This window comes from Sorangium sp. So ce145 (assembly GCF_051525985.1).
GTDB classification, from domain to species: domain Bacteria; phylum Myxococcota_A; class Polyangia; order Polyangiales; family Polyangiaceae; genus Sorangium; species Sorangium cellulosum_B.
The window spans coordinates 5,214,702-5,237,332 of sequence record NZ_CP150315.1 but is presented as its reverse complement, the minus strand read 5'-3'; the positions used below and the strand labels follow the sequence as shown (position 1 = coordinate 5,237,332).

General features: G+C 70.1%; 21 protein-coding genes. 9 read left to right on the top strand and 12 right to left on the bottom strand.

Annotated features, from left to right (window positions below; translation table 11 throughout):
- Nucleotides 1-232 precede the first annotated feature (232 nt).
- Entirely contained in the window at nucleotides 233-973 is a 741-nt protein-coding gene (locus WMF34_RS19415; protein WP_231864933.1) for a Crp/Fnr family transcriptional regulator, read from the top strand.
- 213 nt (nucleotides 974-1,186) lie between these two features.
- On the opposite strand, the gene WMF34_RS19410 is transcribed toward WMF34_RS19415, so the two are convergent.
- The 6 genes from WMF34_RS19410 to WMF34_RS19385 all read right to left on the bottom strand — a co-directional run bounded on the left by WMF34_RS19410 (nucleotide 1,187) and on the right by WMF34_RS19385 (nucleotide 6,305).
- The gene (locus WMF34_RS19410; RefSeq protein ID WP_012236386.1) at nucleotides 1,187-2,278 is read right to left on the bottom strand and encodes a TIGR04552 family protein; all 1,092 of its coding nucleotides are present in this window, start codon (nucleotides 2,276-2,278) and stop codon (nucleotides 1,187-1,189) included.
- Between the two features lie 93 nt (nucleotides 2,279-2,371).
- Nucleotides 2,372-2,551, bottom strand: coding sequence for a hypothetical protein (locus WMF34_RS19405; RefSeq protein ID WP_012236385.1), 180 nt, complete (start codon nucleotides 2,549-2,551; stop codon nucleotides 2,372-2,374).
- A gap of 507 nt (nucleotides 2,552-3,058) precedes the next feature.
- Nucleotides 3,059-3,508 (bottom strand): hypothetical protein, encoded by a 450-nt coding sequence (locus WMF34_RS19400; protein WP_437994154.1) that lies wholly within the window; start codon nucleotides 3,506-3,508, stop codon nucleotides 3,059-3,061.
- Between the two features lie 6 nt (nucleotides 3,509-3,514).
- A complete protein-coding gene (locus WMF34_RS19395) occupies nucleotides 3,515-3,958 on the bottom strand; it encodes a c-type cytochrome (protein WP_012236383.1) in 444 nt (147 codons plus the stop codon).
- A 183-nt stretch (nucleotides 3,959-4,141) separates the two neighbouring features.
- Complete coding sequence (locus WMF34_RS19390; protein WP_012236382.1) at nucleotides 4,142-4,765, bottom strand: OmpA family protein; 624 nt, start codon at nucleotides 4,763-4,765, stop codon at nucleotides 4,142-4,144.
- A 466-nt stretch (nucleotides 4,766-5,231) separates the two neighbouring features.
- Nucleotides 5,232-6,305 (bottom strand): hypothetical protein, encoded by a 1,074-nt coding sequence (locus WMF34_RS19385; protein ID WP_437994153.1) that lies wholly within the window; start codon nucleotides 6,303-6,305, stop codon nucleotides 5,232-5,234.
- Nucleotides 6,306-6,549: 244 nt separating this feature from the next.
- On the opposite strand from WMF34_RS19385, the gene dnaE reads away from it, so the two are divergent.
- Nucleotides 6,550-10,188: a DNA polymerase III subunit alpha gene (gene dnaE / locus WMF34_RS19380; protein WP_437994152.1), complete on the top strand. Its 3,639-nt coding sequence runs from the start codon at nucleotides 6,550-6,552 to the stop codon at nucleotides 10,186-10,188.
- On the opposite strand, the gene WMF34_RS19375 is transcribed toward dnaE, so the two are convergent.
- The 5 genes from WMF34_RS19375 to WMF34_RS19355 all read right to left on the bottom strand — a co-directional run bounded on the left by WMF34_RS19375 (nucleotide 10,181) and on the right by WMF34_RS19355 (nucleotide 14,304).
- Nucleotides 10,181-11,182, bottom strand: coding sequence for an AAA family ATPase (locus WMF34_RS19375; protein WP_012236379.1), 1,002 nt, complete (start codon nucleotides 11,180-11,182; stop codon nucleotides 10,181-10,183). The two genes, dnaE and WMF34_RS19375, sit on opposite strands and share 8 nt — an antisense overlap.
- A gap of 78 nt (nucleotides 11,183-11,260) precedes the next feature.
- Nucleotides 11,261-11,872: an HAD-IIIA family hydrolase gene (locus WMF34_RS19370; protein WP_044965260.1), complete on the bottom strand. Its 612-nt coding sequence runs from the start codon at nucleotides 11,870-11,872 to the stop codon at nucleotides 11,261-11,263.
- Between the two features lie 7 nt (nucleotides 11,873-11,879).
- Nucleotides 11,880-12,500 (bottom strand): D-sedoheptulose-7-phosphate isomerase, encoded by a 621-nt coding sequence (locus WMF34_RS19365; RefSeq protein WP_012236377.1) that lies wholly within the window; start codon nucleotides 12,498-12,500, stop codon nucleotides 11,880-11,882.
- A 65-nt stretch (nucleotides 12,501-12,565) separates the two neighbouring features.
- Entirely contained in the window at nucleotides 12,566-13,561 is a 996-nt protein-coding gene (locus WMF34_RS19360) for a GHMP family kinase ATP-binding protein (protein ID WP_012236376.1), read from the bottom strand.
- Nucleotides 13,558-14,304: a nucleotidyltransferase family protein gene (locus WMF34_RS19355; RefSeq protein WP_012236375.1), complete on the bottom strand. Its 747-nt coding sequence runs from the start codon at nucleotides 14,302-14,304 to the stop codon at nucleotides 13,558-13,560. Before WMF34_RS19355 ends, WMF34_RS19360 begins: the two co-directional genes overlap by 4 nt.
- 123 nt (nucleotides 14,305-14,427) lie before the next feature.
- On the opposite strand from WMF34_RS19355, the gene WMF34_RS19350 reads away from it, so the two are divergent.
- The 6 genes from WMF34_RS19350 to WMF34_RS19325 all read left to right on the top strand — a co-directional run bounded on the left by WMF34_RS19350 (nucleotide 14,428) and on the right by WMF34_RS19325 (nucleotide 19,300).
- Nucleotides 14,428-14,700, top strand: coding sequence for a hypothetical protein (locus WMF34_RS19350; protein ID WP_044965258.1), 273 nt, complete (start codon nucleotides 14,428-14,430; stop codon nucleotides 14,698-14,700).
- 344 nt (nucleotides 14,701-15,044) lie between these two features.
- Nucleotides 15,045-15,641 carry a hypothetical protein gene (locus tag WMF34_RS19345; protein ID WP_049876294.1) on the top strand — a complete coding sequence of 199 codons (597 nt, stop codon included), beginning with the start codon at nucleotides 15,045-15,047 and terminating at the stop codon, nucleotides 15,639-15,641.
- A 251-nt stretch (nucleotides 15,642-15,892) separates the two neighbouring features.
- Nucleotides 15,893-16,522 (top strand): ATP-binding protein, encoded by a 630-nt coding sequence (locus WMF34_RS19340; protein WP_012236372.1) that lies wholly within the window; start codon nucleotides 15,893-15,895, stop codon nucleotides 16,520-16,522.
- Nucleotides 16,519-17,085, top strand: coding sequence for a SpoIIE family protein phosphatase (locus WMF34_RS19335; protein ID WP_012236371.1), 567 nt, complete (start codon nucleotides 16,519-16,521; stop codon nucleotides 17,083-17,085). The genes WMF34_RS19340 and WMF34_RS19335 overlap by 4 nt, the downstream gene beginning before the upstream one ends.
- A 7-nt stretch (nucleotides 17,086-17,092) precedes the next feature.
- Nucleotides 17,093-17,656, top strand: a complete 564-nt coding sequence (locus tag WMF34_RS19330; RefSeq protein WP_012236370.1) for an STAS domain-containing protein — start codon at nucleotides 17,093-17,095, stop codon at nucleotides 17,654-17,656.
- A gap of 138 nt (nucleotides 17,657-17,794) precedes the next feature.
- Nucleotides 17,795-19,300, top strand: coding sequence for an HAD-IG family 5'-nucleotidase (locus WMF34_RS19325; protein ID WP_437994151.1), 1,506 nt, complete (start codon nucleotides 17,795-17,797; stop codon nucleotides 19,298-19,300).
- Nucleotides 19,301-19,327: 27 nt separating this feature from the next.
- Here the strand turns inward: WMF34_RS19325 and dusB are convergent, their stop codons facing one another.
- Nucleotides 19,328-20,314 carry a tRNA dihydrouridine synthase DusB gene (gene dusB, locus WMF34_RS19320; RefSeq protein ID WP_012236368.1) on the bottom strand — a complete coding sequence of 329 codons (987 nt, stop codon included), beginning with the start codon at nucleotides 20,312-20,314 and terminating at the stop codon, nucleotides 19,328-19,330.
- A gap of 439 nt (nucleotides 20,315-20,753) precedes the next feature.
- On the opposite strand from dusB, the gene WMF34_RS19315 reads away from it, so the two are divergent.
- Nucleotides 20,754-22,409 carry a serine/threonine-protein kinase gene (locus tag WMF34_RS19315; RefSeq protein ID WP_437994150.1) on the top strand — a complete coding sequence of 552 codons (1,656 nt, stop codon included), beginning with the start codon at nucleotides 20,754-20,756 and terminating at the stop codon, nucleotides 22,407-22,409.
- The last annotated feature ends 222 nt before the right edge of the window (nucleotides 22,410-22,631 follow it).

Sequence of the window (22,631 nt, the reverse complement as noted above, 5' to 3'; positions counted from 1 at the left end):
CAACGTCCGTAGCTGGAGGAGCGGTCGAACTGGCTCCCCCGTGCAGGGGTTCATTCACGGGGCGTGCCCGGCTCGAACCGAAAGGTACGGGCCGGGTATCCAGGATGTCAACGCAAGTGGGAGGTTCCGGCACAAGTCGGGCCCCCCCCAGCCGGTGGGGGCCCCCCGGAACAGTAGGACCGCGACACCGCAAACCGCAGGAGCAGCCGCGATGATGATGGGTAAGGATGCGATGGCACGGAGCGTCAGGGTCCAGCCTGGCGCGCTCGGGAACGACGGCGGACTCGACCTGGACTCCCGCAAACGGCGGGTTGTCCGGCGCGGCGCGATCGGCAACGCGGCCTCCCCGGCCACGCAGTCGGCGCTGGCGGACGGAGGGACGATCCAACGCGTCGCGAAAGGGCGTCACCTGGTGACGCAGGGCGACGCAGCGACCGCGCTTGCCATGCTCAGCCTCGGCCGAGTCCGGCTGGTGCGTGGGATGAGCGACGGGCGCAGCCTGTCGCTCGGCTACAGAGGGGCCGGCGACGTGCTAGGCGAGGCTGCGCTCGGGGGCGTCACGGCCCACCGGGAGAGCGCGATCGCCACGGAGGACGTCGAGGCGCTCCTCGTCCCCCTCGCGACGGTGCGCAACCTGATGGCGACCGACGCCAACTTCGCCGCCGCCATCGTGACCACGCTGGTCGAGCGGCACACGGACACCGAGGAGCGCCTGGCGTCCATGCTCTTCCGCAACGTGGAGGCCCGCCTCTGTGAGTTCCTGCTCAAGGCCGCGACGCGCTGGGGCATCCCCGATCCGCGCGGGGTGCTCATCTCCGCGCCGTTCACCCATCAGGAGATGGCGAGCATGATCGGCTCCACGCGCGAGACCGTCACGCTCACCCTGGGCGATCTCCGTCGCAAGGGGGTGATCGAGATCGATCGCCGCCGGATCGTCGTCCTCGATCGCGACGCGCTGAAGGGCCGCATCTGAGCCCGCTCGTCCGGCGGTCTCATTGAGGAGCCGGAAGGCCTCCTCGATCGAGCGCCGTCGGCCACCGTCCAGGCTGTTCGCTCGGCGGCCTCTGCTCCGATAGCCCGACTGCTCCCGGCGTCGCAGGCGTTCGCCGCCCTGCTCACGCGTGCCGCTCGTCAAGCGGCCTCGTCTTTACGGCGTCTGGACGGCGACGCACGCCGACCGCGGCGCCTAGCGATCTCGCTTGGGTCCGCCGCTCGCCGGGTCGCGGGTGGAGCGGACCCCGAGCTTGAGCCTGCGCATGACGGCCTGCTTCTGCCGTTCCTTGTACCTGGCGTGGCTCGCCTCGCCGACCTCGTTCGCCGCCTCGGTCTCGCGGTCGATCAGCTGGAACTCGCACAGGACGAAGATGATCGGCCCGAGCGCCCAGGCCGCGGGCGGCGCCATGTCGAGGATCTCGGCGGGGAGCCGCACCGGCAGATCGACGACGAAATGGATCACGCGGTAGCTCCGATCGCTGAAGCTGTTGTCGCCTGCCGTGAGCCCGTCGTCGACGTCGGTCTGCAGCGCGTCGAGCATCGGCTGAAGGAAGGGCCGCGTCTCGCAGTAGCTCCGGAACCGCAGGATCGTGTTGGTACTCTCGCCTGGCACGACGTAATTGAACGGGAACAGCCGCTCGGACAGGTACAGGAGCACCGGCAGCAGATCGTCCACGGTGCGGCAGACGATGCGGAAGCGGAGCTTGTCGTAGATGGCCGCCGCTGTCGTGTCGGTCTTCGACAGGAGCTTCGTGTAGAGCGAGTCCTTGTTCTTCCGCCCGCCGATGAACTCGGTGATCGGGAAGCCCGCCGCGAGCATGCCGCCGATCACCCGGTACACCTTCTCCTCGACGAGGTGGAAGACGTCCTGGTCCGACATGGGGATCGAGAAGAGCAGCTCGCGCCCGGCCAGGTGATGGATGATGTGCATCGCCTTGAGGATCGTGCAGGCGCAGAGCTGGCGGTGCCCCTTGCCCGAGGCGAGCAGCAGGATCTCCTCGACCGAGGCGCGCGCGACCGGGCTCGGGATCGGGAACTCGAAATGGCGGCGCAGGTACGCGATCGCCTCGTTCTTGACGCTCTCGAGGTGGGCGCGATCCCCCGGCTCGTCCGGGCGGAACTCCTGCGCCAGCAAGAGATCCCGCGCCGCCTGCTCGCCCTGAAGGTTGAGCCTCCTCCAGTCGATGACCGAGTCGCCGCGCAGGATGAGGTGCACGGACTCCAGGTCCATGAGCGTGAACTCTTCGAGCCGCTTGAGCCGGCCGACCGAGGCGTCTTGCGTCATGACCTCACGCTTTCCGAGCGTAAGCGCCAGCGCTGTCGCGCGCTCGGGAAACCCTCGCGTCGAGGTGCAGCAGGCGGCAGCTGGGCGAGAAAGTCAGGAGACAGGGGCGTTCGGCGGGGCGGGGCTCGAGCTCGGGGTGCGGCCGAGCGAAAGGGTCCCGAGGAAGATGCCGATCGTCAATGCGACGACAGCGGCGTGGCCGAGGTACGCGCCACTGCAACCAATGGCGGCGAACGGGGCGAGCGCAGCCAGATACCACGGGGTGATCCTCATCGGTTCTCCTTCTCCGCCTCCAGCGGCACTGTACAGGCCGCATGGTCGCTCCCTCCGGGGGGGCACCACGATGCACCACGGTCGTCCCAGTCAGAGCGTGTAAGTTGTTGTAGGATAAGGTGCCACGCCCTGCTTCCGCGGGCCAAGAAGTAGCGGTTTCGGGGGGAACGCATCAAGGGAATTCGTTCTCACATTCCATTCCCACCCGAAACGTTGCCACTGGAAGCAAGAAAATATAAGCAATAACAATGACTTATAATTAAGGGCGAAGGTTTTTCGTCAAGGGCTGCGTGCGGCTTGCCGGACGCGAGGTGGTACCTCAGAGACACGCGTCCAACTCACGGCGCTGCCTTGCTTGTCGGTTTCCGGGCGTCAACGGTCTCGTGCGCCGGGCGGCCGCAACGAACGGCGGCAGGTCTCCGCCGCATCCGGATGCTGTCGGGCTCGCTCCAGGAGCGCCGGCCGAAGCGCGCTCCGTGGGGCCGGCGGGAACGCGCGGGGCGCCGTTCAGTGCACGAACAGCGTGATCCGGGACTCGTCCGCGAGCGTGATGGTCCGGCTCGTCACGTCGCGCCCGTCCTTCCTGCCGACCGTGATCTCCACCTGGTAGAGGCCGTCCGGGAGCGACACCTTCGTGAGGACAGCCCGGGGGGCCGTGCCCTCGGCGAATCGCCATGAGCTGTCGATGACCGCCGCCGTGTCATCCGCGCGGTCGCCCGAACCCGAAGAAGAATCCGTCCACGTCACGTCGAGCTGCACGACCGTCGCTGCGTCGTCGAGCCGCAGCTCGACCTCCCGCTCTTCGGGCAGGCGCTTGAAGAGGATGCTCCCCGCAACCAGCGCACCCAGCAGGAGGATCGCTGGCGCGAGACGCCGGAGCCACGGCGGCCGGCCCTTCGGCTCCGCCGGCCTCTCCTCCGGTGCTTCATCGAGATCGTGCTGCGGGGTCGAGCTCATCGAGCTTCAGCGCGCTCGGTTGGTGCGGACGCGCTTCACGAGGCCCTCGATCACCGGCTGCGGCAGGTCGAACGCGGGCATCTTGTTCTTGCCCTTCCTGATCGTGTCGGCCATCTGGGCGTCGGTCACCCGATCCTGCCATGCCGCGTCGGTGAGGTCCGGGGCGCGGACCATCGGGCCTTGCGGGCCGTCGCCTCGCCCGGCCCTGCCGTGGCAGGTGGAGCAGTTTCGCTGCCAGGCGAGCTCGATCAGCCCTGGATCGGTCTGATCGGACGCGACCGGCCGAGCGGCTACCTTGCCGCCCTGCCCCTCGCCGGGGTTCGGCGGATCGTGGTCGTCCCGCGTCCACGGGCGGACGTCGCCCGCCCCGGAGGTGCAGCCGAAGAGGCCGACCGCGAGGAGGGCGATGGAAAGGAGGCGACCCAGGGACCTGTCGTGACGTCTCCGCATGTCGTGGAGACGTACCGATAGTGAAGCTGGTGGGGGAGGCAAGAAAAGAAGGATCGCAGGGCGTCGGCCGCCGGCGCGCGCCGGCCACGGGGCTTCGCCGTCAGCAGAAGGGGAGCGCCCCGGCGTGCCCGGGCCCGCGGTGAGCGCGGCGCGCGGCACGAAGCGCGCCCGGGCGCAGCGGCGTCACTTGCAGGCGTCGCCGGCGACCTTGCCGCCGCCGTCCACGGGCTGCTTGTCGACCGCCTTGCCCTTGATGGCCGCGATGAAGAACCCGGTGCGGCGGTTCTGGGCCTTGCCCTCGGGCGTGTTGTTGTCGGCGACCGGCTTGGTCTCGCCGAACCCGACGGCGATGAAGCGCTTGCAGTCGTTCCCCTTCGCGACGAGCCAGCGAGCGACCGCCATCGCGCGCTTCTCGGACAGCGTCTGGTTCGCGGCGTCCTCACCGTCCGAGTCGGTATGGCCCTCGACGCGGAGCAGGCTGACGTCCTCCCGCTGCTTCAGGAACTCGTCGACGAGGTTGAGGACCTCGTCGCTCTCGGGCAGGAGCTTGTCGCTGTTCGTCTCGAAGACCACCGGGCCGGGGAGAGAGACCTCGTTGCCCTTGAGCTTGAACGTCAGCTTGAAGCGCGGGCGGGGCTTCTTCTCCTCCTTCGGCTCGGGCTTCGGCTCCGGCGGGGGCGGGGGCGGGGGCTCGGCCACCGGCTCCTTGCCGGTGTTGAACGAGGCGCTGGCCGTGCAACCCGCCGTCGCGGCGGCAGCGCCAATCATCATCACGGCGCACAGAACGGAAGCGACGTATCTACGCATGGACCTTGTTCTCCTCTGAGGGGCACGAGCCAGAGCTCGCATCGGCGACCCGCCGGGCGGACGCCCTTGGACGGGAGCTCGCCATGAATCTTCACCGCCATCGGGTACTTGCGTGGTGGACGCTCGAAGCGATGCCGACTTCTAGCGAAAAGTCAGGACGAACGAAACCAGGAAGAGGGCGCCTCTCGGCCCGCCCACCAGCGGGCGGACCGAGAGAGCGCGCTGGCAAGACCTCCCTTGCCTCAGCGCGTACCCTGGACGGGTGGGGTCGCTCCTTGAGACGCTCGCGGGGGGCGCGACGGCTCAAGCGCGAGCACGATCTTCGCGGGTCGTCGGAGCCAGCGGAGCAGGCTGCACGTCGCAGGCTGTGGGGATTCCGGCGGGCGCGGGCACCCGGGAGGTGCCTGCGGATCTCGGGAGGCGTGCGCGACGCGGCGGCCGCCGGCGGATGGGAGTCGCGCGGCGATCAGCCTTCGTCTGCGGGCGCCGGCTGGCACGGCACGCCGGTCGTCTCGGCAGGCGGCGCGATCTCGCCCAGCTGGACCGCCTTCGCGGTGAACCCGATGCCGATGGAGATGGCGTCGCACTCCTTGCTCGGGTCCTGGCTGCCATCCTTCATGATGTCCGAGGCGCGGCGGACCTGGTCGAGGATCGTCTCCAGCGCGGGGCCTTCGCAGAAATTCGGCTGTACGGCGCCGATGACGCCGCGGAGCTCCTCGACGAGGACAGCCGTCTCGAGCACGCCCGCGATGGTCCCTTTGACCACCGATCTGTGATCGGGCGCGAGATCCATCGCGATCCTCACGTTGCGGATCGTGAGACCGATGATGGTGTCCGAGACCGTCAGGTTCAGCCGGAACGTGACCTGTGAATCCGGGCCCGAAACCCATGTGTCGTCGACGACGTAGCTGGCCGGGAACACCACCTTGGCGCTCTCGACGTCCTGAGCGTCGTCGAGGAGCTCCGGTACGACAGGCCACCGGTCGGCGCCATCCCAGGTGGGCGCCGCGCCCAGCGTGGCGCCGCCGTAGAGCTTCGCGGTGAGGGGGTTGTAGGACGACCGCTCGCCGAGCCCGTCGACCTTGAAGATCACCGTGAAATCGCCCTTGCCGATGGCGTCGCTGACCCGGGTCGACGGCTCGGTCAGGAGGTTGGAGATGAGGCCGACGAGCTTGCTGCCAAAGGCGTTGTCGATCCCGTCGGCGCCGTCCGGATAGACCTCCGAAGGGGTGGTGTCATCCACCGGCTTGCACAGGTCCTGTGATACGGTGCTGGACACCTTGCCGTCGAGGTTGAATCCGTACTGCTTCCAGCTGCCGGCCACCTTCTTCCCGTCGCGATCCGTATCGCCGAGGAAGAGCCGGTCGATCGCGAACGCGACGCCCTCGCCATCCCCCGCCTGCTCCGGCCCCGGCGCGGGCGGTTGACCGAGGTCGACGTCTTGAACGACAGGCGCCGTGGCCTCGGAGCCACAACCGGCAGCGGATACGAGCGCGGTCGTCAAATACACCGCGACGGCGATACGGGATTGACGCATCATCGACCTCACTTTCTGGAAACCCCACCCCGGATCAGGCAAGTGCTCTCAGACGGGCGCACATGCTAGCGCCGGCCTGCGCGGCTCATCAAGGGCGATCCCCGCTGCGCAATGCGCTATATGTGAGCTCGCCGGCGAGCGCTGGTGGATTGTCCCTGCGCCTCCCGAACTCGCTCTCCGCGCACTCTCCCCGATTACCGGTCTTTCCCGACTACCACCACGATGAGAAGCCCCCTGGAAGCCTGCTGTGACCGCTGAGTTCATCCACCTCCACGTGCATTCGCAGTACTCGCTCCTCGACGGCTCGCTGCGCGTCAAGGACCTGGCCGCGCGCGCCAAATCGCTGGGAATGCGCGCGGTCGCCCTGACCGACCACGGGAACATGTTCGGGGCGATTCAGCACTACAAGGCCTGCAAGGACCAGGGCATCGGCGCGATCATCGGCTGCGAGGTCAACGTCGCCCGCAGCTGGGGCACGGCCGCGGGGCAGGTGTCGCGCTCGGGCGTGGACGAGACGCCCGTCGATCACCTCGTGCTGCTCGCCGCGTCCGAGGAGGGCTACAAGAACCTCGTCCGCATCGTCTCCCAGGGGCACGTCGATCCCGCGAGCGGGCTCGCGCCGAGCGTGCGGCTCGACACGGTGGCGCAGCACAACGCGGGGCTCATCGGCTTGACGGGCTGCATGGGCGGCGTCGTCGCCCAGCGGATCCTCGAGCAGGGCGAGGGGGAGGGGCGCGAGGCGCTCAGCCGGCTCAGGGACTGCTTCCAGCCGGGGAGCCTCTACGTCGAGCTGCAGGACCACGGGCTTGTCGAGCAGTCGGTGCTCAACGGCATCCTGGCGCGGGCGGCGGGCGACCTGGGGCTTCCGCTCGTCGCGACCAACGACGCGCACTTCGGCGCGCGCGAGGACGGCGAAGGGCAGCTCTACCTGTCGTGCATCGCGGCCAACCGCACGTTCGCCGAGGCGAGCGCCGCGCACCACGGCAGCTTCGAGATGTTCCTCAAGCCCGCCGACGAGATGATGCACCTGTTCCGCGACCACCCGCAGGCGGTGCGGTCGACGCTCGAGATCGCCGAGCGGTGCTCGACGCTGAAGCTCAAGCTCGGCAAGCCGATGCTCCCGACGTTCCCGCTGCCGAGCGGGTTCGCGGACTCGGCGTCGTACTTCCGGCACGTGGCGCACGACGGCCTCACGAAGCGGCTCGCCCAGATCGCGCAGACGGGCAGGAAGGTGGACGAGGCGACCTACCGCGCGCGGCTCGACGTCGAGCTCAACGTCATCGTCCAGATGGACTTCCCGGGCTACTTCCTCATCGTCTGGGACTTCATCAAGTACGCCAAGGACCACGGCATCCCGGTCGGGCCGGGCCGCGGATCGGGCGCGGGCTCGCTCGTCGCCTATGCGATGGAGATCACCGATCTCGATCCGCTCCCGTACAACCTGCTGTTCGAGCGCTTCCTGAACCCGGAGCGCGTGAGCATGCCCGACTTCGACGTCGACTTCTGCATGGACCGACGCGACGAGGTCATCTCCTACGTCACCAAGAAGTACAGCAAGGAGGCCGACAAACCCTCCGTCGGGCAGATCGCGACGTTCCACGAGCTCAAGGCGCGGAGCGTGATCAAGGACGTCGCGCGGGCGATGGCGTTCCCCGCGAACGAGGCGCAGAAGATCGCGAGCCTCATCCCGCAGAAGAGCCCGGGGATCATGTACACGATCCCCGAGGCGCTCGAGATCGAGCCGAAGCTCAAGGCCCTCAAGGAGAGCGACCCCACGGTCGCGGAGCTCCTGAAGCAGGCGCAGAAGCTCGAGGGCCTGACGCGGCACGCGGGCATGCACGCCGCTGGCGTCGTGATCAGCGAGGGGCCGCTCTGGGATCACGTCCCCTGCTTCAAGAACGGCGAGCAGCTCGTCACGCAGTACTACAAGGACGACGCCGAGCTGGCCGGGCTCGTGAAGTTCGACTTCCTCGGGCTGAAGACGCTCACCGTCATCGACATCGCGGTGCGGCTCGTGAACGCGCGGCCCGACCTCGCGGCCAAGGAGGGAAAGCGCTTCGACGTGAACACGGTGCCGCTCGACGACACCGCCACCTACGCGCTCCTCCAGTCGGGCGAGACCACCGGCGTGTTCCAGCTCGAGTCGAGCGGCATGCAGCAGCTCTTCAAGGACCTCAAGCCGGACGCCTTCGAGGACATCGTCGCCGCCGTGGCGCTCTACCGGCCCGGGCCGCTCGGCACCGGCATGGTGAAGGACTTCGTCGACTGCAAGCACGGCCGCAAGCCGATCGAGAAGATGCACCCGCTCGTCGACGAGCTCCTCCAGCCGACGTACGGCGTCATCGTCTACCAGGAGCAGGTCATGCAGATCGCGCAGAAGCTCGCGGGCTACACGCTCGGCGGCGCCGATCTGCTCCGGCGCGCCATGGGCAAGAAGAAGCCCGAGGAGATGGCGAAGCAGAAGGCGACGTTCGTCGACGGCTCGCTCAAGAACGGGGTGAAGGCCGAGGACGCCGAACGCATCTTCGGACTCCTCGAGTACTTCGCGGGCTACGGCTTCAACAAGAGCCACTCGGCGGCGTACGCGCTGCTCACCTACCAGACGGCCTACCTCAAGGCGCATTACCCGGTCGAGTTCCTCTGCGCGCTGATGACGGCCGACCGCGACAAGATAGAGAAGGTCGTGCGGATCATCGCGGAGGGGCGCGCGTGGGGGGTCGAGATCCTCCCGCCCGAGATCAACGAGTCGAAGACCGACTTCACCGTCGTCTACAGCGCAAAGCCGGCGACGAACGGCAAGCGCGTGGCCGGCACCCGGCGCGGAGGCTCGCGGGTGAGGGACCCGTACGATCCGAAGATCCGCTTCGGAATGGGCGCGATCCGCGGCGTCGGCGAGTCGGCGCTCGAGGCGATCCTCGAGGCGCGGGACGCGGGCGGCGCGTTCGCGGATCTGTTCGACTTCGCCGAGCGGGTCGATCCGCGGCGGGTCAACAAGGGCGTGTTCGAGGCGCTCGTGCAGTGCGGCGCGTTCGACGCGAGCCTCCACGCGCGGGGCATCTCGCGGGCGCGGGCGTTCGCCGGCATCGACAGGGCGCTCGAGCGCTCGCGCTCCGCGAGCAAGGAGCGGAACAGCGCGCAGATCGGCCTGTTCGCGGCGGTGGCGTCCAAGAGCGAGGTGAGGCTGGACGATTACCCGACGGCCGAGGACTGGGATCTGCGCGAGACGCTCTCGCGCGAGAAGCAGTCGCTCGGGTTCTACGTCTCGGGGCACCCGCTCGATCGGTACGGCGTGGATCTGAACCGCTTCGACGTGACCGCGGTGAGCGCGCTGGCCGGCATGGATGCCTGGGCCAGGGTGCGCGTCGGCGGGATGGTCGAGGGCTACCGAGAGCGCATCTTCAAGGGGGGCGGCGGCAAGATCGCGTTCTTCGTGCTCGAGGACACGACGGGCCGGGTCGAGGTCAAGGTGCGCGAGAAGCAGATCGAGAGCTATGCGGACCTCTTGAACCGGGGGGAGCCGGTCCTGATCTCGGGGAAGATCAGCTTCCCGATGGTGGACGAGGGGGCCGAGGAGGCCGAGGCCGCGCCGCGCGAGCCGACCCTGCTGCTCGACGAGGTGCAGCCGCTCGCCGACGCCATCCTCGCGCAGACCCGGAGCGTGGCGATCACGCTGAAGTCGCGCAGCGCCAGGCGCGAGCACATCGATCGGCTCGGGGCGCTCCTGCGGGCGAGCCCCGGGGTGTGCCCGGTGCAGCTCGTGATCCAGCTCGACGACGGCGCAGAGGCGGTGCTGTCGCTGGGGCGTGATCTGCGCGTCGAGCCGAACGACGCCATGCTCGGGCGGCTCGAGAAGCTGTTCGGCGAGAAGGTGGCCGAGCTCAGGTAGCCGGCTCGTCCGCGCCCGCGTGCTCGGCGGCACGCACGAGGGCGCCGAGCTTCGCCTCCGCGTCGCCGCGGTCGCTCTGGTGCTTGAGCAGGACGCCGAGCGTGTCGCGCGCGAGCTCCGGCGTCACCGCGCGCTTGCCGAGCAGGAGCAGCGCGCGGGCCCAGTCGATCGTCTCGCTGATCGCGGGAGATTTCCGCAGATCCATCGACCGCAGAGCGCCGACGAACGCCACGATCTGCGCCGCGAGGCGGGGCTCGATCCCCGGGAGGGCGACCTTCAGGATGGCGACCTCGCGCGACGGAGGCGGGTAGTCCAGGAACGCGTGCAGGCACCGGCGGCGCAGCGCCTCGGTCATCTCGCGCGTCGCGTTCGTCGTCAGCAGGACGAGCGGCGGGTGCGCGGCGCGTATCGTGCCGAGCTCGGGGATCGTGACCTGCATGTCGGAGAGCACCTCGAGCAGGAACGCCTCGAACTCAGGGTCCGCGCGATCGACCTCGTCGATGAGGAGCACGACCGGCGCGGCGCTCCGCAGCGCCGCGAGGAGCGGGCGCGCGATCAGGAAGTGCTCGCTGAAGAACGACGCCTCGCTCCCCGCGATCGCGCGCGCGGCCGCGGCGAGGCTCGCCGCGCCGGCGATCTCCTTCGCGACGGCGTCGCGCAGCAGCTGCGTGTAGAGCATCTGCTTCGCGTAATCCCACTCGTAGAGCGCCTTCGCCTCGTCGAGGCCCTCGTAGCACTGGAGCCGGATGAGCCCTCGGCCGAGCGCCTCGGCGGCGGCGCGGGCGAGATCGGTCTTGCCGACGCCGGCCGGCCCCTCGAGCAGCAGCGGCCGCTCCATCCGCAGGGCGAGCCAGAGCGCGAGCGAGGTCGCCGGATCGGAGATGTAGCGGGCCGCCGAGAGGCGGGCGTCGAGCTCGGCCGCGGTAGCCGGGGTGTCGTCGCGGGCGCCCCGATCGTCGAGCGCGCCGCCGTCGTGATCCGGAGGAGGCGTCACGGCGGGACGGTAGCACGCCGCGCGCGGGCTATCGGGCGTCGCGGCGCGGCGCGGCACGGCGCGGCGCGCCAGAGCCCGCTAGCCGCGCGGCTCGGCGAGGATCTCGGCGGCGAGGAGATCGAGGCGCGGCGCCGCGCGATCGGGGCAGGGGAGAACGGCCTCGCCGCGGAGCGGGCACAGCTCGCAGCGGCGTCCATCCATGACGAGGCCCGCCCGCATGCCCGCCGCGCGCGCGGCCGCCACGTCGCTCGGCGCGTCGCCGATCATCCAGCTCGCCGCGACGTCGAGATCGAGGTCGCGCGCGAGCGCCGTGAGCATGCCCGGCCGCGGCTTCCTGCAATCGCACGGGCCGATGAGCGCCGGATCGCCGCCCGGCCCTCCCTCGGGGTGGTGCGGGCACACCGCGAGCGCCGCGATCGCGACGCCGGCCTCGCGGAGCCGATCGACGAGCGCGCGGTTCGTGCGCTCGATCGCCCCCCACGGGACCTGGCCCTTCGCCGCGCCCGGCTGGTTGGTCGCGATCGCCAGCAGGTACCCCGCGTCCGCGAGGCGCCGCAGGCCCTCGATCGCGCCGGGGAGGAGGCGGATCTGATCCGGATGAAACGCGGTCACGACGACGCCGAGCTCGTGATCGCGCACCACGTCGATGAGCGTGCCGTCGCGGTCGAGCAGGATCCCGCGCCTCGCCACGCGGCGCTCAGCTCTCGGCCACGAGCTGGAGGAGCCGCTCGCAGATGAGGTGGTGGTAGACCTCGTGGAAGCCCTCCACGTGCGGCGTCGACGTGTAGCCCGCCCGCGTCCTCGGCACGATCACGCTGGCGTCGGCCATCTGGCGCAGGGCGCCGCCGTCGTAGCCGACGAGCGCGACCACCTTGGCCCCCGTCTTCTTCGCGAAATCCGCGGCGGCGACGAGGTTCTGCGACCATGGGCCGGCGCGATCGGCGCCCGAGCCGCCGTGCACGCTCAGGCACACGAGCACGTCGCCCGCGACCATGCGGCCGTCGAGCTGCTCGAGGAAGATCCGGTTGAAGCCGACGTCGTTGGTGAGGGCGCTGAGGAGCGCTGCGTTGTCGCAGAGCGAGGTGCACTTGAAGCGCCGCTTGCCATCGACCCACGTGAACTTGGCGATGTCGCAGGCGAGGTGGCTCGCGTTGGCCGCCGAGCCGCCGTTGCCGCACGTGTAGATGGTGCGATCGCTCCGGTACGCATCGAAGAGGATCTCGATGACGCGAGCCATGTCGTCGGGGCTCGTCGCGAGGGCGATCTCGGACGTCTCGCGGAGGTACTTTTCGACGAAGTCGTGCGTGCTCTGAGGCATATGGCCGATCTATAGCCAGAGTCCCGCTGAAATGCCCAGCAGGAGGGGTGCGCCGGCGCGCCCGCTCACGATCGGTGCAGGTTCGCGACGATGCGCGCGCCGTCGAGATCGAAGCGGAAGCGCAGGACGCGCAGGCCCTTCGCGGCGAGCGCCTCCAGCACCCGGCGCCGCTCCGCCGGCCGGACGTAGAACATGAAGAAGCCTCCGCCGCCGGCCCCCATCAGCTTGCCGCCGAGCGCCCCCGCGCCTCGAGCGATCTCGTAGATCTCGTCGAGGACCTCGTCGGTCATCTTGGACGCGAGCTTACGCTTCTGGGTCCAGTGGGCATGGAGGAGCTCGCCGTAGTCGTCGAGCCTGCCCGTGACGAGGATGCGGTGCACGTCGCGGCCGATCTCCTTGATGCGGTGCATCCGCTCGACCACCGCGGGCTCCAGGTCTTGCAGCCGCCGGCCCTGCTCCGAGAGCACGATCCTGGCCGGCCTTTCGACGCCGCTCCACACGATGAGCAGGTTGCTCTCGAGCTCGTCCAGCACCTCGTCGCGGACGGGGACGGGCTCGACGTGCACCGAGCCGTCCGGAGAGAACGTGAACGCCGTGACGTTGCCGTAAGCGGCGATGTACTGGTCCTGCTTGCCGATCGGCTCTCCGAGGCGCTCGATCTCGATGGAGCAGGCCTCGCGAGCGAGCTGCTCGGACGACACGAAGTCGCGCTTGTACGTGTGCAGGGCGTTGAGGAGGGCGACCGTGAACGAGCTCGACGAGCCGAGCCCCGAGTTCGCGGGGAGATCCGCGACGCTCGTGAGCTCGATCGAGTGCTCGATTCCCAGCATCCGGAGCGCTTCCCGGAAGATCGGGTGCTCGATCGCGTCGACCGAGGGGACGATCTCGGTCTTGGAGTACGCGAGGCGGATGTCCCGGTGGAAGCGCTTGTTGGCCGTCACGTAGATGTACTTGTCGATGGCGGCCGACACGAGGTAGCCGCCGAAGCGGCCGGAGTACGCGGGCAGATCGGTCCCGCCGCCGCCGAGGGAGAAGCGGACCGGGGCGCGAGAGACGATCATCCCCGCTCCTCCGTCGCGGCCGCGGTCGTGAGGGCGGCCTCGAGATCGCGGAGGCCCTGCTCCGAGCCGATCTCGTGGAAGCGCGCCGCGACCGCGAAGGCCCGGAGGAGGCCGCGCGCCGCGAGGTCGCGCTGCACGACCTCGAAGCCGAGCGGCGCGTCGGCTGGCAGCGCCTCGACGACCTCGCGGCGGAGCGCGGTGGCGCCGTAATCGATGTGGTCGAGCGCAGGGTCGGGCGGCGCGCCCGAGCGCCGCTTCTCGTAACGCACCACCAGGTCGCCCGAGACCGCGGCGTTCGACGCATCGAACCGACCCTCGTTCCGGTACACGGCCATCGTGCCGAGCGCGCCGGGGTGTGTGCGGAGGTCCCGGAGCGGGGCCAGGTAGTCGAAGGGGAGGTAGGAGTCGCCGTAGGTCATGAGGAACATGGGAGCCAGCTGGGGCAGCGCGCGGCGCAGCGCGCCGGCCGTGCCCAGGAGATCGGGGCCGTCATCGGCATAATGGAGCGGCAGGCCCGCGAACCGATCACCCATCGCCCGTCGAACGGCGTCGCCGAGGTGGCCCACGCAGAGGACCACCTCACCAAAGCCCGCTGCGGCGAGCCGCTCCAGGAGCCACGCCCCGAACGGCCGTCCGGCCACGGGCAGCAGGAATTTCGGGGTGCGCTCCGTCCGGGGGCGCATCCGGGTGCCGAGTCCGCCGGCGAGGATCACGGCTTGAGGAGGTGAGGCGTCGGCGCGCACGGGGAGGACCTACCATAGACGACGGTCGCCTTCGGGGCGTCTCCAGCGCTCTCCGCAGGCGACTCGGAGAAAAACGTCGCCACAAACTGTACGGCCGTTCAGGAGGCGGTTACGGTGCGCGCCATGACCAACAAGGACCTCGCTCCGCATCTTCTCCGGACGCTGGCTGCCCTCCAGAGCGAGGGCAAGACGGTGACCCTCGACACGTTGACCTCGGCCCTTCAGGTGCGTCGGACCGACGTTCGCCGGGCGATCACCGCCCTGCACCGCGAGGGGTATCTCGACGTCCTCCGCATGCGGCTGACGCTCCGCGGGCTCGCCCTCGGCGCGGCCTTTGCGGCGTCGCAGCTCCGCCCGTTGCGCCGCGCGTCGCTCCGCGCCGTCAAGGCTGCTTGAGCACACCCACAGGGCCGCCACCCTGGCGCGGCCGTGAGCGGCGAGTCGACCTCTGCCCGAGCGCGAGGCCCATGCGTGCGGACGGAGGGGCCCGACATGATCTCTCGATGCGTTTCAGATCTTGCCAGCATTTCATTTGATAGAGCGGCAAATTCACACCGAACGCGCGCGGCCCCAGCCAGGGATCCGGCGCCCGGTCGCGAGCGCCGACCAGCGCAGGAACACCTGGTTTCTACGGCCTGTGCGGGCCACTGTGCGTGGAAGACGTTGACATTCCGAGGGATTCATGAGACGGCGGCTGCGTGATATCCGATGTCGAGATCGAGAATGAGATTCGTGCTTCCGTGGCCGAGTTCCTGGAGGGCATGAGAGCGCTGGTCCGTAAGGACGTTCTCCGGACCGCCGCGCGGTACCTGCAAGTCGACATCAGCGCCGCTGGGATATCGACCGGGCCGGCCGCGACTCCCGCCAAGCCGGTCCGCAAGGGCGAGCGCGCTCCGGCGCCGAGCCGCCCGGCTGCGCCTCCCCGCAGCGCCCCGTCGCCCAAGAAGCCGACGCGCGCTGCGCCGCGCAAGAAGGCGGCCGCGCCACGGACGAGCGGAGGTGGCGCGCGTCCGGCCGTTGCTGCGCCGAAGTCGCGCGCCGCGCGCACCCCGGCGCCCGCCGTCGCGGCCCCCGTGAAGGCCGCCGACCAGGCCGCTCCGGCGAGCCCGGTGAACCCCGCGAGCCCGGCGAGCCTGCCGTCCGGGAGCTCCGGGGACGAGATCGCCGAGGCGCTGCTCGCCCATGTGGAGATCGAGCCTGGGCAAGGGATCGACGACCTTGCGTTGGCGATGGGGACCCCTGCGGCGGAGCTCCAGGAGCCGCTCAAGAAGCTCCTTGCGGAGAACAAGATCACCGAGGAGCTGCGTCAAGGCCAGGCGTCGTACTACCCGGCCTGAGCGACCTTGGTGGGCCGGTCAGCCAGGCACGAGCGTTGCTTGGAGCCGTCCGTCGTCTGTCCGGTCGGCGCGGGCACGGGACTGGCGACGCCCTGCGCGATGCGGGCGATGGACCGAGCGAGCCCTGCTGGCGCTGTCCGTCCGGAGCTCGGCGGTTTCCGCCTCACAGCTGGCGAACCCGGCGATGCCGTCGCCGCGTACTCGACGCGGACCCGGGGCCCCGGTACCCTGCCGGTCCAGGCGCTTTCCGGATGACTCCCGCGCACGAACAGATTCTCAACGTCCTGCTCGGCTATCTCTCGGCGATGAACGCAGAGGGAGTCCTGCTCCGGGCCATGCGGGAGGCGGAGATCCGGCCCGAGGCGTTCTCGCTCGACGACCTCCCCGACATCCTTCCGAGCATCGAGCGCCGAGCCCGCCTCTATGTGGATCCGACGCGGCTCGGTCGGCTGAGGTCGGAAATTTCGGCGATTGGCGGCGAACGACCTTCGCGGCGCTCGAAGGTCATGGTCATCAACGTGGAGGCCGACATCAGCGAGGCGCGCCTGAGCGCGAAGGCCGTTTGCGACGCGGCCGGCGCAAAGAGCTTCACGTCGCACAAGGTCGCGACCATCGTCAGCGAGCTCGCGCGAAACATCGTCCATTATACCCCTGGCGGGACGATCGAGCTCGCGGTGCAGCGCGACAGCCCGGTCCGCTTCCTCATCGTCGCCGTGGATGAGGGCGCAGGCATCCAGAACCTGCAGGAGATCCTCGCCGGGCGCTACAAGAGCAAGACCGGTATGGGGCGCGGCATCATCGGGGTCAAGCGGCTGGCCGATCGCTTTCATATCGACTCGGGGCCGAAGGGCACGCGGGTGGAGATCGAGGTCCACCTGTGAAGCTCTCCGTGGAGTACGCGATCCTCCCCAAGGACGGAGAGCTCGTGAGCGGCGACGCCGCGTTCGTGCGGGCCGGGGAAGACGGCGTCCTCTTCGCGGTCATCGACGCCCTCGGCCACGGCGAGCACGCGGCGGCCGCGGCGAACGTCGCGCTCAAGGCGCTCGCCGACGCGCCGAGCGGCGAGGACGTCCGCGCCCTCATCGATCGCCTCCACGCGCGGCTCCGCGGCACCCGCGGCGCCGCCGGCATGATCTGTCGCTTCCGGGAGGGGCGGCTCCAGGGCTGCGGCATCGGCAACGTCGAGCTGATGTCGCACGGCACGCGCGTGCAGTGGCTCCAGAGCCCGGGCATCCTCGGCGCATCGCTCAGCAAGGTCCGGATCTTCGATGCGCAGCTCGCGCGGGGCGACCGGCTCGTCGTGTTCACCGACGGGGTCTCCCCTCGCTTCGATCTATCGCTGTTTCGTGGAATGAAGGCCGCGGATGCCTGCCGCGCCCTCATGAGCCGACACCGGCGCTCGCACGATGACTCAACGGTCTTGATCGCCGACATCGAACCTTAGGATGACCATGGAGCTCAAGCGCCTTCCCATCATCAACCTGTGGGACCGGATCCTGGTGCCCATCCAGGGGGACGTGACCGATGACCTCGCGGAGCAGCTGAACACCGAGGTGCTGCGGGCCATCCACGAGAGCGGCGCGAAGGGGCTGGTCATCGATCTCACGGCCGTCTGGATCATGGATAGCCACCTGTGCGCGGTGCTCTCGAACCTGGCCTCCGCCGCGCGGCTCATGGGCACACCGACCATCCTGTCCGGGCTGAGCCCCGAGATAGCGATGACGCTCCAGGCGATGGGGGTCGAGCTCGAGGCCGTGAAGACGGCGCTGACGCTCGAGCAGGCGCTCACGATGCTCGGGCTCGAGGTGCGCCGGGCCGAGGCGCGCGACGAGGACGACGACGAGGACGACGACGACCTGTTCGACGACGAGGACGAGGAAGACGAGGAAGACGACGGGTGGGAGGCGGACGACCGCGGCGAGCCCCGCCGAGCGCCGACGAACGGGCGGTCCGCTCGGCCCGCGACGAGCATCGATCGGCGGCAGAGCGCGAAGAGCCGGCTCAGGCGCCGCTGAGGCCGCGCGTGCGTCTACGTCTACGACGACATCGACACACCGAACGCGCGCTCCTGACGGCGGGGTGACGGTGATTGTCCGGGTGGGCAACGCCGTGGGTCCCTGGTATGCCTCACGACCGCTCTCCGGGCGATCACCATGGACAAGCTGGATTGCCTCGCCGCCCCGCCGCCCAAGCAGCGGGGGATCTTCTGCAACCGGACGCTGAATCTCCGTTCGATCAAGGCGATCGGATACGACATGGATTACACGCTGATCCACTACCGGGTGGAGGCGTGGGAACGTCGGGCCTATGAGCACCTCCGGCATCTTCTGGAAAGCGAGGGCTGGCCGGTCGGGGATCTGACGTTCGAGCCGGACCTCGTGATCCGAGGGCTCATCCTGGACACCGAGCTCGGCAATCTGCTCAAGGTGAATCGGTTCGGCTATGTGAAGCGGGCCTTCCATGGCACGAAGCCGATCGACTTCGAGACCCAGCGCGCGACCTACGCGCGGACGATCGTCGACCTCGCGGACGGGCGCTACGTCTTCCTGAACACGCTCTTCTCTCTGTCAGAGGGGTGCATGTACGCGAAGCTGGTCGATTTGCTCGATCAGCGCCGGCTGCCCGAGGTGCTCGGCTACAGCGACCTCTATCGCCGCGTGAAGGATCGCCTCGACGCGACGCACATGGAGGGGCAGCTGAAGGCCGAGATCATCGGGGATCCGGACCGGTTCGTGCTGCTCGATCCGGAGATCCCGCTCACGCTGCTCGACCAGCGGGAGGCGGGCAAGAAGCTCGTCCTGATCACGAACTCGGAGTGGGTCTACACGCGCGCGATGATGAGCTACGCGTTCGACCGCTTCCTGCCGGGCGGCATGACGTGGCGTGACCTGTTCGACGTGGTCATCGTCTCCGCGCGGAAGCCGGAGTTCTTCGCGAGCCGCAGCCCGCTCTTCGAGGTGGTCACGGAGGATGGCCTCCTGCGCCCGGCCGGCCGGTTGCGCGTGGGCGGGCACTACCTGGGCGGCAACGCGGGGCTCGTCGAGCACCACCTGGGGCTGTCCGGCGACGAGATCCTCTACATCGGCGATCACATCTACGGGGATGTGCATGTGTCGAAGAGCGCCTTGCGGTGGCGGACGGCGCTCATCATCCGGGAGCTCGAGGACGAGATCCTCGCGATCGAGGAGGCGCGCGGGGCCGAGGCGCGCCTCGATCTCTGGATGCGGGAGAAGGAGGACGCGGAGCGCGTCTATGCCAGGCTGCGCCTGGAGCTCCAGCGGATGCGCGCCGGCTACGGGCCTGTCGCCGGGGCGACGGAGGGCGAGATCCAGGCGAAGATGAACGAGCTCAAGGCGAGTCTCGCGGCGCTCGACGCGCGGATCGCGCCGCTCGCGAAGGCGTCGGCCGAGACGTTGAACCCGAGGTGGGGGCTGCTCCTCCGCACGGGCAACGACAAGAGCCACCTGGCCCGGCAGATCGAGCGCTCGGCGGACATTTACACGTCCCGCGTCTCGAATTTCCTCCTGGCGACGCCTCACGTGCTGCTCCGCTCGCACCGCGGGAGCCTGCCGCACGATCCCATGGGCGCGCCGCCGGGCGCCGAGCGGCAGAACGGCGAGCCCGCCCCGGTCGACGACGCGACGCCCGTGGGTATGTAGGCTCCGCCGCCGCCGGCCTGCCGCGCGTCAGGCCGCGAGCCGCTGCGCGGCGCTGTCGAGGATGTCGAGGCACCCCGACAGGCTGTCGCAGAAGAGCAGCTCGCGCCGGAGGGCCGACGCGCCGGGGAGGCCGCGGAGATAGCCGGTCAGGTGGCGCCGGGTCACGCGCACGCCGTGCGGCTCGCCGCGCGCCTCGGTGTTCGCGATGAGGTGCGCGCGGCACAGGGCGAGCCGCTCCTCGGCCGTCGGCGGCGGGAGGTGCACGCCATCGTCGAGGAGGGCCCGGGCCTCGCGGAAGATCCAGGGGTGGTCGATGGCGGCGCGGCCGACCATCACGCCGGCGCAGCCCGTCTCGCGGAGGGCGCGGGCCGCGTCGTCGGCGGTCTTGATGTCGCCGTTCACCACGACAGGGATGGACACGACCTCGCGCGCCCGGGCGGCCCAACCCCAGTCGGCCGCGCCGCTGTGCCCCATCTGGGCCGTGCGGCAGTGGATCGTGAGCGCGGCGACGCCGGCGTCCTCGAGGCGGCGCGCGAGGTCGACGATCGGCATATGGGACTCCGGTCCCCAGCCGATGCGCGTCTTCACGGTGACCGGGAGCGCGACCGAGCGCGTCACGAGCCGGGCCATCGCCACCATCGCCTCCGGATCGCGGAGCCAGCCCGCGCCCGCGCCTCGTCCGGCGATCTTGGGCACCCAGCAGCCGCAGTTGATGTCCAGGAACGCCGGTCCGGCCTCCTCGGCGACGCGCGCGGCCTCGGCGAGGCGCTCCGGGTTGGCGCCGTAGATCTGGATCGCCGTCGGCTGATCGCCGTCGGCCAGGGCGAGCTTGCGCCGCGCGGTCTTGCACCCGCGCAGCAGCCCCTCGACGTTGACGAACTCCGTCACGCACAGCTCGGCGCCGAGCTCCCGGCCGATGCGGCGGAACACGGCGTCCGTCACGTCCTCCATGGGCGCGAGGACGACGGGGCGGCGGGCGAACAGCCGGCGAAAGCTTTCGGGCGAGAGCGGCACAGTGGCGAGCTTTCAAGCATGGATCCGGCCGGTTGACCAGGGCGACCGCCGCGGCCCGAGGCGTAAGGGCCCGCTGAGCTCGAGCCCGCGGCGCCGAGGCGCGAGCGGCGCCTGGCCCCCGACCGGCGCCGCGGGCCGGCGGCCAAGGCGACGAGCGAGACCCGAGCGCCCAGCCGCCCAGGTCACCTCGCCGCGCCTCGGCGTCCTGCCCCACACCGCTCCCCCGAGGCGCTGACTGGATTCATGACCTCACGGGCATGTGTGTGCACGGCGGACGAACACGGTATGTGGGGCGGCGAACGGTCATGTTGGTACGACATCCGGGGTGGGAGACGGCGGGCAGCGCAGCCCGGCATCGTGGCCGAGGAAACCTGCCGCACGAGGAGCCAACAACGCTCGCTTGACGTTCGGCGTGGCTCTGGCGACCCTCGAGATTGCCATGAAGCGCGCGCTGCTCCGAGAGGCTCTCCGCGATGAGCGCTCGGCCGCGGCGCGCACGCTCAGAGAGCGCGAGACTCGCCAGCTCGGCACGCGGCGCAGCGCTCCTGGCGCCCACGACACGGAGAGCGTCCGTCGCGCGGTCCGCCGCGCTTTCCGGGTCGCGCTCTGGATATGGCCGGCGTTCACGCTCGTCGACGTGTTCATGGCGACGGTGCTGTACCCCGCGGCGCCGGTGTGGCGCTGCATCGTCCTGCGCGTCGTCGAGCAGGCGCTCTCCCTCGCCGTGTACCGGCTCTCGGGGCGCCCGACGCTCTCGGGGCGCGTCGTGCTCCTCGGGTACGAGGCCGCGTTCCTCACCGCCGCGATCTTCATCTCGCTGATGGCGCTCGATTTCGGCGGCCTGACGAGCGCGTACATGCACGGGCTCTCCATCGTCGTGCTGCTCCGCACGGCGCTCGTGCCCGCGCCGTTCAGCAAGGCGCTCCTCGCCTCCGCGCCGATGTTCCTCGCCTTCCCGGCGACGATGGGCATCGCCGCGATCTTCTCCCCGTCGATCCAGGCGGCGTGGCTCGATCCGACGACGCTGCTCACGGCCGCGAGCCATTACATCTTCGTCCCTGCCTCGGGGGTGATCGGGGCGCTGTCGAGCCACGTCGTGTGGGCCGCGCAGCAGCAGGTCTATCAGGCGCGCAAGCTGGGCAGGTACCGGCTCGAGGCGCCGATCGGCAAAGGGGGGATGAGCGAGGTCTGGCTCGCGTGGGACGAGACGCTCCACCGCGACGTCGCCCTCAAGCTCCTCCGGACGCGGGACGCGCCGGACCCGGCGGTGCCGAAGCGCTTCGAGCAGGAGGCGCACGCGGCGAGCAAGCTCAGCGATCCGCACACCATCCGGATCTTCGACTTCGGAGCGAGCGACGACGGCATCTACTACATCGCCATGGAGCACCTGCGCGGGGCCGACCTCGCCGCGATCGTGCGCAGCTACGGCCCCATGCCCGTGGCGCGCGCCCTGCGCTTCGCCCTGCAGGCCTGCCGCTCTCTCATCGAGGCGCACGAGGCCGGGATCATCCACCGGGACATCAAGCCGCAGAACCTCTTCGTCACCCGCGTTGGCGACGATCACGATTTCCTCAAGCTGCTCGACTTCGGGGTCGCGCGGATGGTCGAGGGCGGCCGCGACACCGAGCTCACGAACAGCGGCATGCTCTGCGGGACGCCGGCCTACATGGCACCGGAGGTGTGTCGTGGCGATCGGGCGGATGCGCGCAGCGACATCTACTCGCTCGGGGGCACGCTCTACTTCCTGCTCACCGGGGAGCTGCCGTTCGAGGGCTCGTCGTCGGGGCAGCTCTTCGTCGCCCACATGACGAAGGCGCCTTTCGCGCCGTCGGTGCGGCGCGGTCCGACCGTCCCTCGCGCGGTCGACCGCCTCGTCCTGCGGTGCCTCGCCAAGGACCCGCGCCACCGTTTCCAGAGCGCGCGGGCGCTCTTCGATGCGCTCCTCCCGCTGCTCGACGAGTCTGCCTGGACCGCGGCCGACGCGGAGCGCTTCTGGGTGACCGAGCGCGCGGAGAAGCTCGGCCGCCCGGAAGCGCCGCTCGAGCGCCCCACCGCGGCGCGCGGGGGCTCGACGCGGACCGCCTCCGCTCGATAGCGCCAGCGCACCGCCGCGCCGCGCGCGCGGCCTCCTATCTCACCTGCATGGGGGTCGCGTGGTGGTGCTACGTGAAGACCCGCTTCCTCGTAAGCCGCGTCCCGAGCCTCGTCGAGGCCGACGCCTGATCCCGGGCACCCCGGGACCGCTCGCAGACCCGTGCGGGCGATCCGGGGGTACCACGGTGGCGGTCGAGGCCCCTCCGCGGCCGCGTGAGGGGGC

Coding starts and splice junctions, on each gene's coding strand:
- WMF34_RS19415 (WP_231864933.1), top strand. CDS start 233: ATGGCACGGAGCGTCAGGGTCCAGCCTGGCGCGCTCGGGAACGACGGC.
- WMF34_RS19410 (WP_012236386.1), bottom strand. CDS start 2,278: ATGACGCAAGACGCCTCGGTCGGCCGGCTCAAGCGGCTCGAAGAGTTC.
- WMF34_RS19405 (WP_012236385.1), bottom strand. CDS start 2,551: ATGAGGATCACCCCGTGGTATCTGGCTGCGCTCGCCCCGTTCGCCGCC.
- WMF34_RS19400 (WP_437994154.1), bottom strand. CDS start 3,508: ATGAGCTCGACCCCGCAGCACGATCTCGATGAAGCACCGGAGGAGAGG.
- WMF34_RS19395 (WP_012236383.1), bottom strand. CDS start 3,958: ATGCGGAGACGTCACGACAGGTCCCTGGGTCGCCTCCTTTCCATCGCC.
- WMF34_RS19390 (WP_012236382.1), bottom strand. CDS start 4,765: ATGCGTAGATACGTCGCTTCCGTTCTGTGCGCCGTGATGATGATTGGC.
- WMF34_RS19385 (WP_437994153.1), bottom strand. CDS start 6,305: ATGATGCGTCAATCCCGTATCGCCGTCGCGGTGTATTTGACGACCGCG.
- WMF34_RS19365 (WP_012236377.1), bottom strand. CDS start 12,500: ATGCCTCAGAGCACGCACGACTTCGTCGAAAAGTACCTCCGCGAGACG.
- WMF34_RS19360 (WP_012236376.1), bottom strand. CDS start 13,561: ATGATCGTCTCTCGCGCCCCGGTCCGCTTCTCCCTCGGCGGCGGCGGG.
- WMF34_RS19350 (WP_044965258.1), top strand. CDS start 14,428: ATGACCAACAAGGACCTCGCTCCGCATCTTCTCCGGACGCTGGCTGCC.
- WMF34_RS19340 (WP_012236372.1), top strand. CDS start 15,893: ATGACTCCCGCGCACGAACAGATTCTCAACGTCCTGCTCGGCTATCTC.
- WMF34_RS19330 (WP_012236370.1), top strand. CDS start 17,093: ATGGAGCTCAAGCGCCTTCCCATCATCAACCTGTGGGACCGGATCCTG.
- WMF34_RS19325 (WP_437994151.1), top strand. CDS start 17,795: ATGGACAAGCTGGATTGCCTCGCCGCCCCGCCGCCCAAGCAGCGGGGG.
- WMF34_RS19315 (WP_437994150.1), top strand. CDS start 20,754: ATGAAGCGCGCGCTGCTCCGAGAGGCTCTCCGCGATGAGCGCTCGGCC.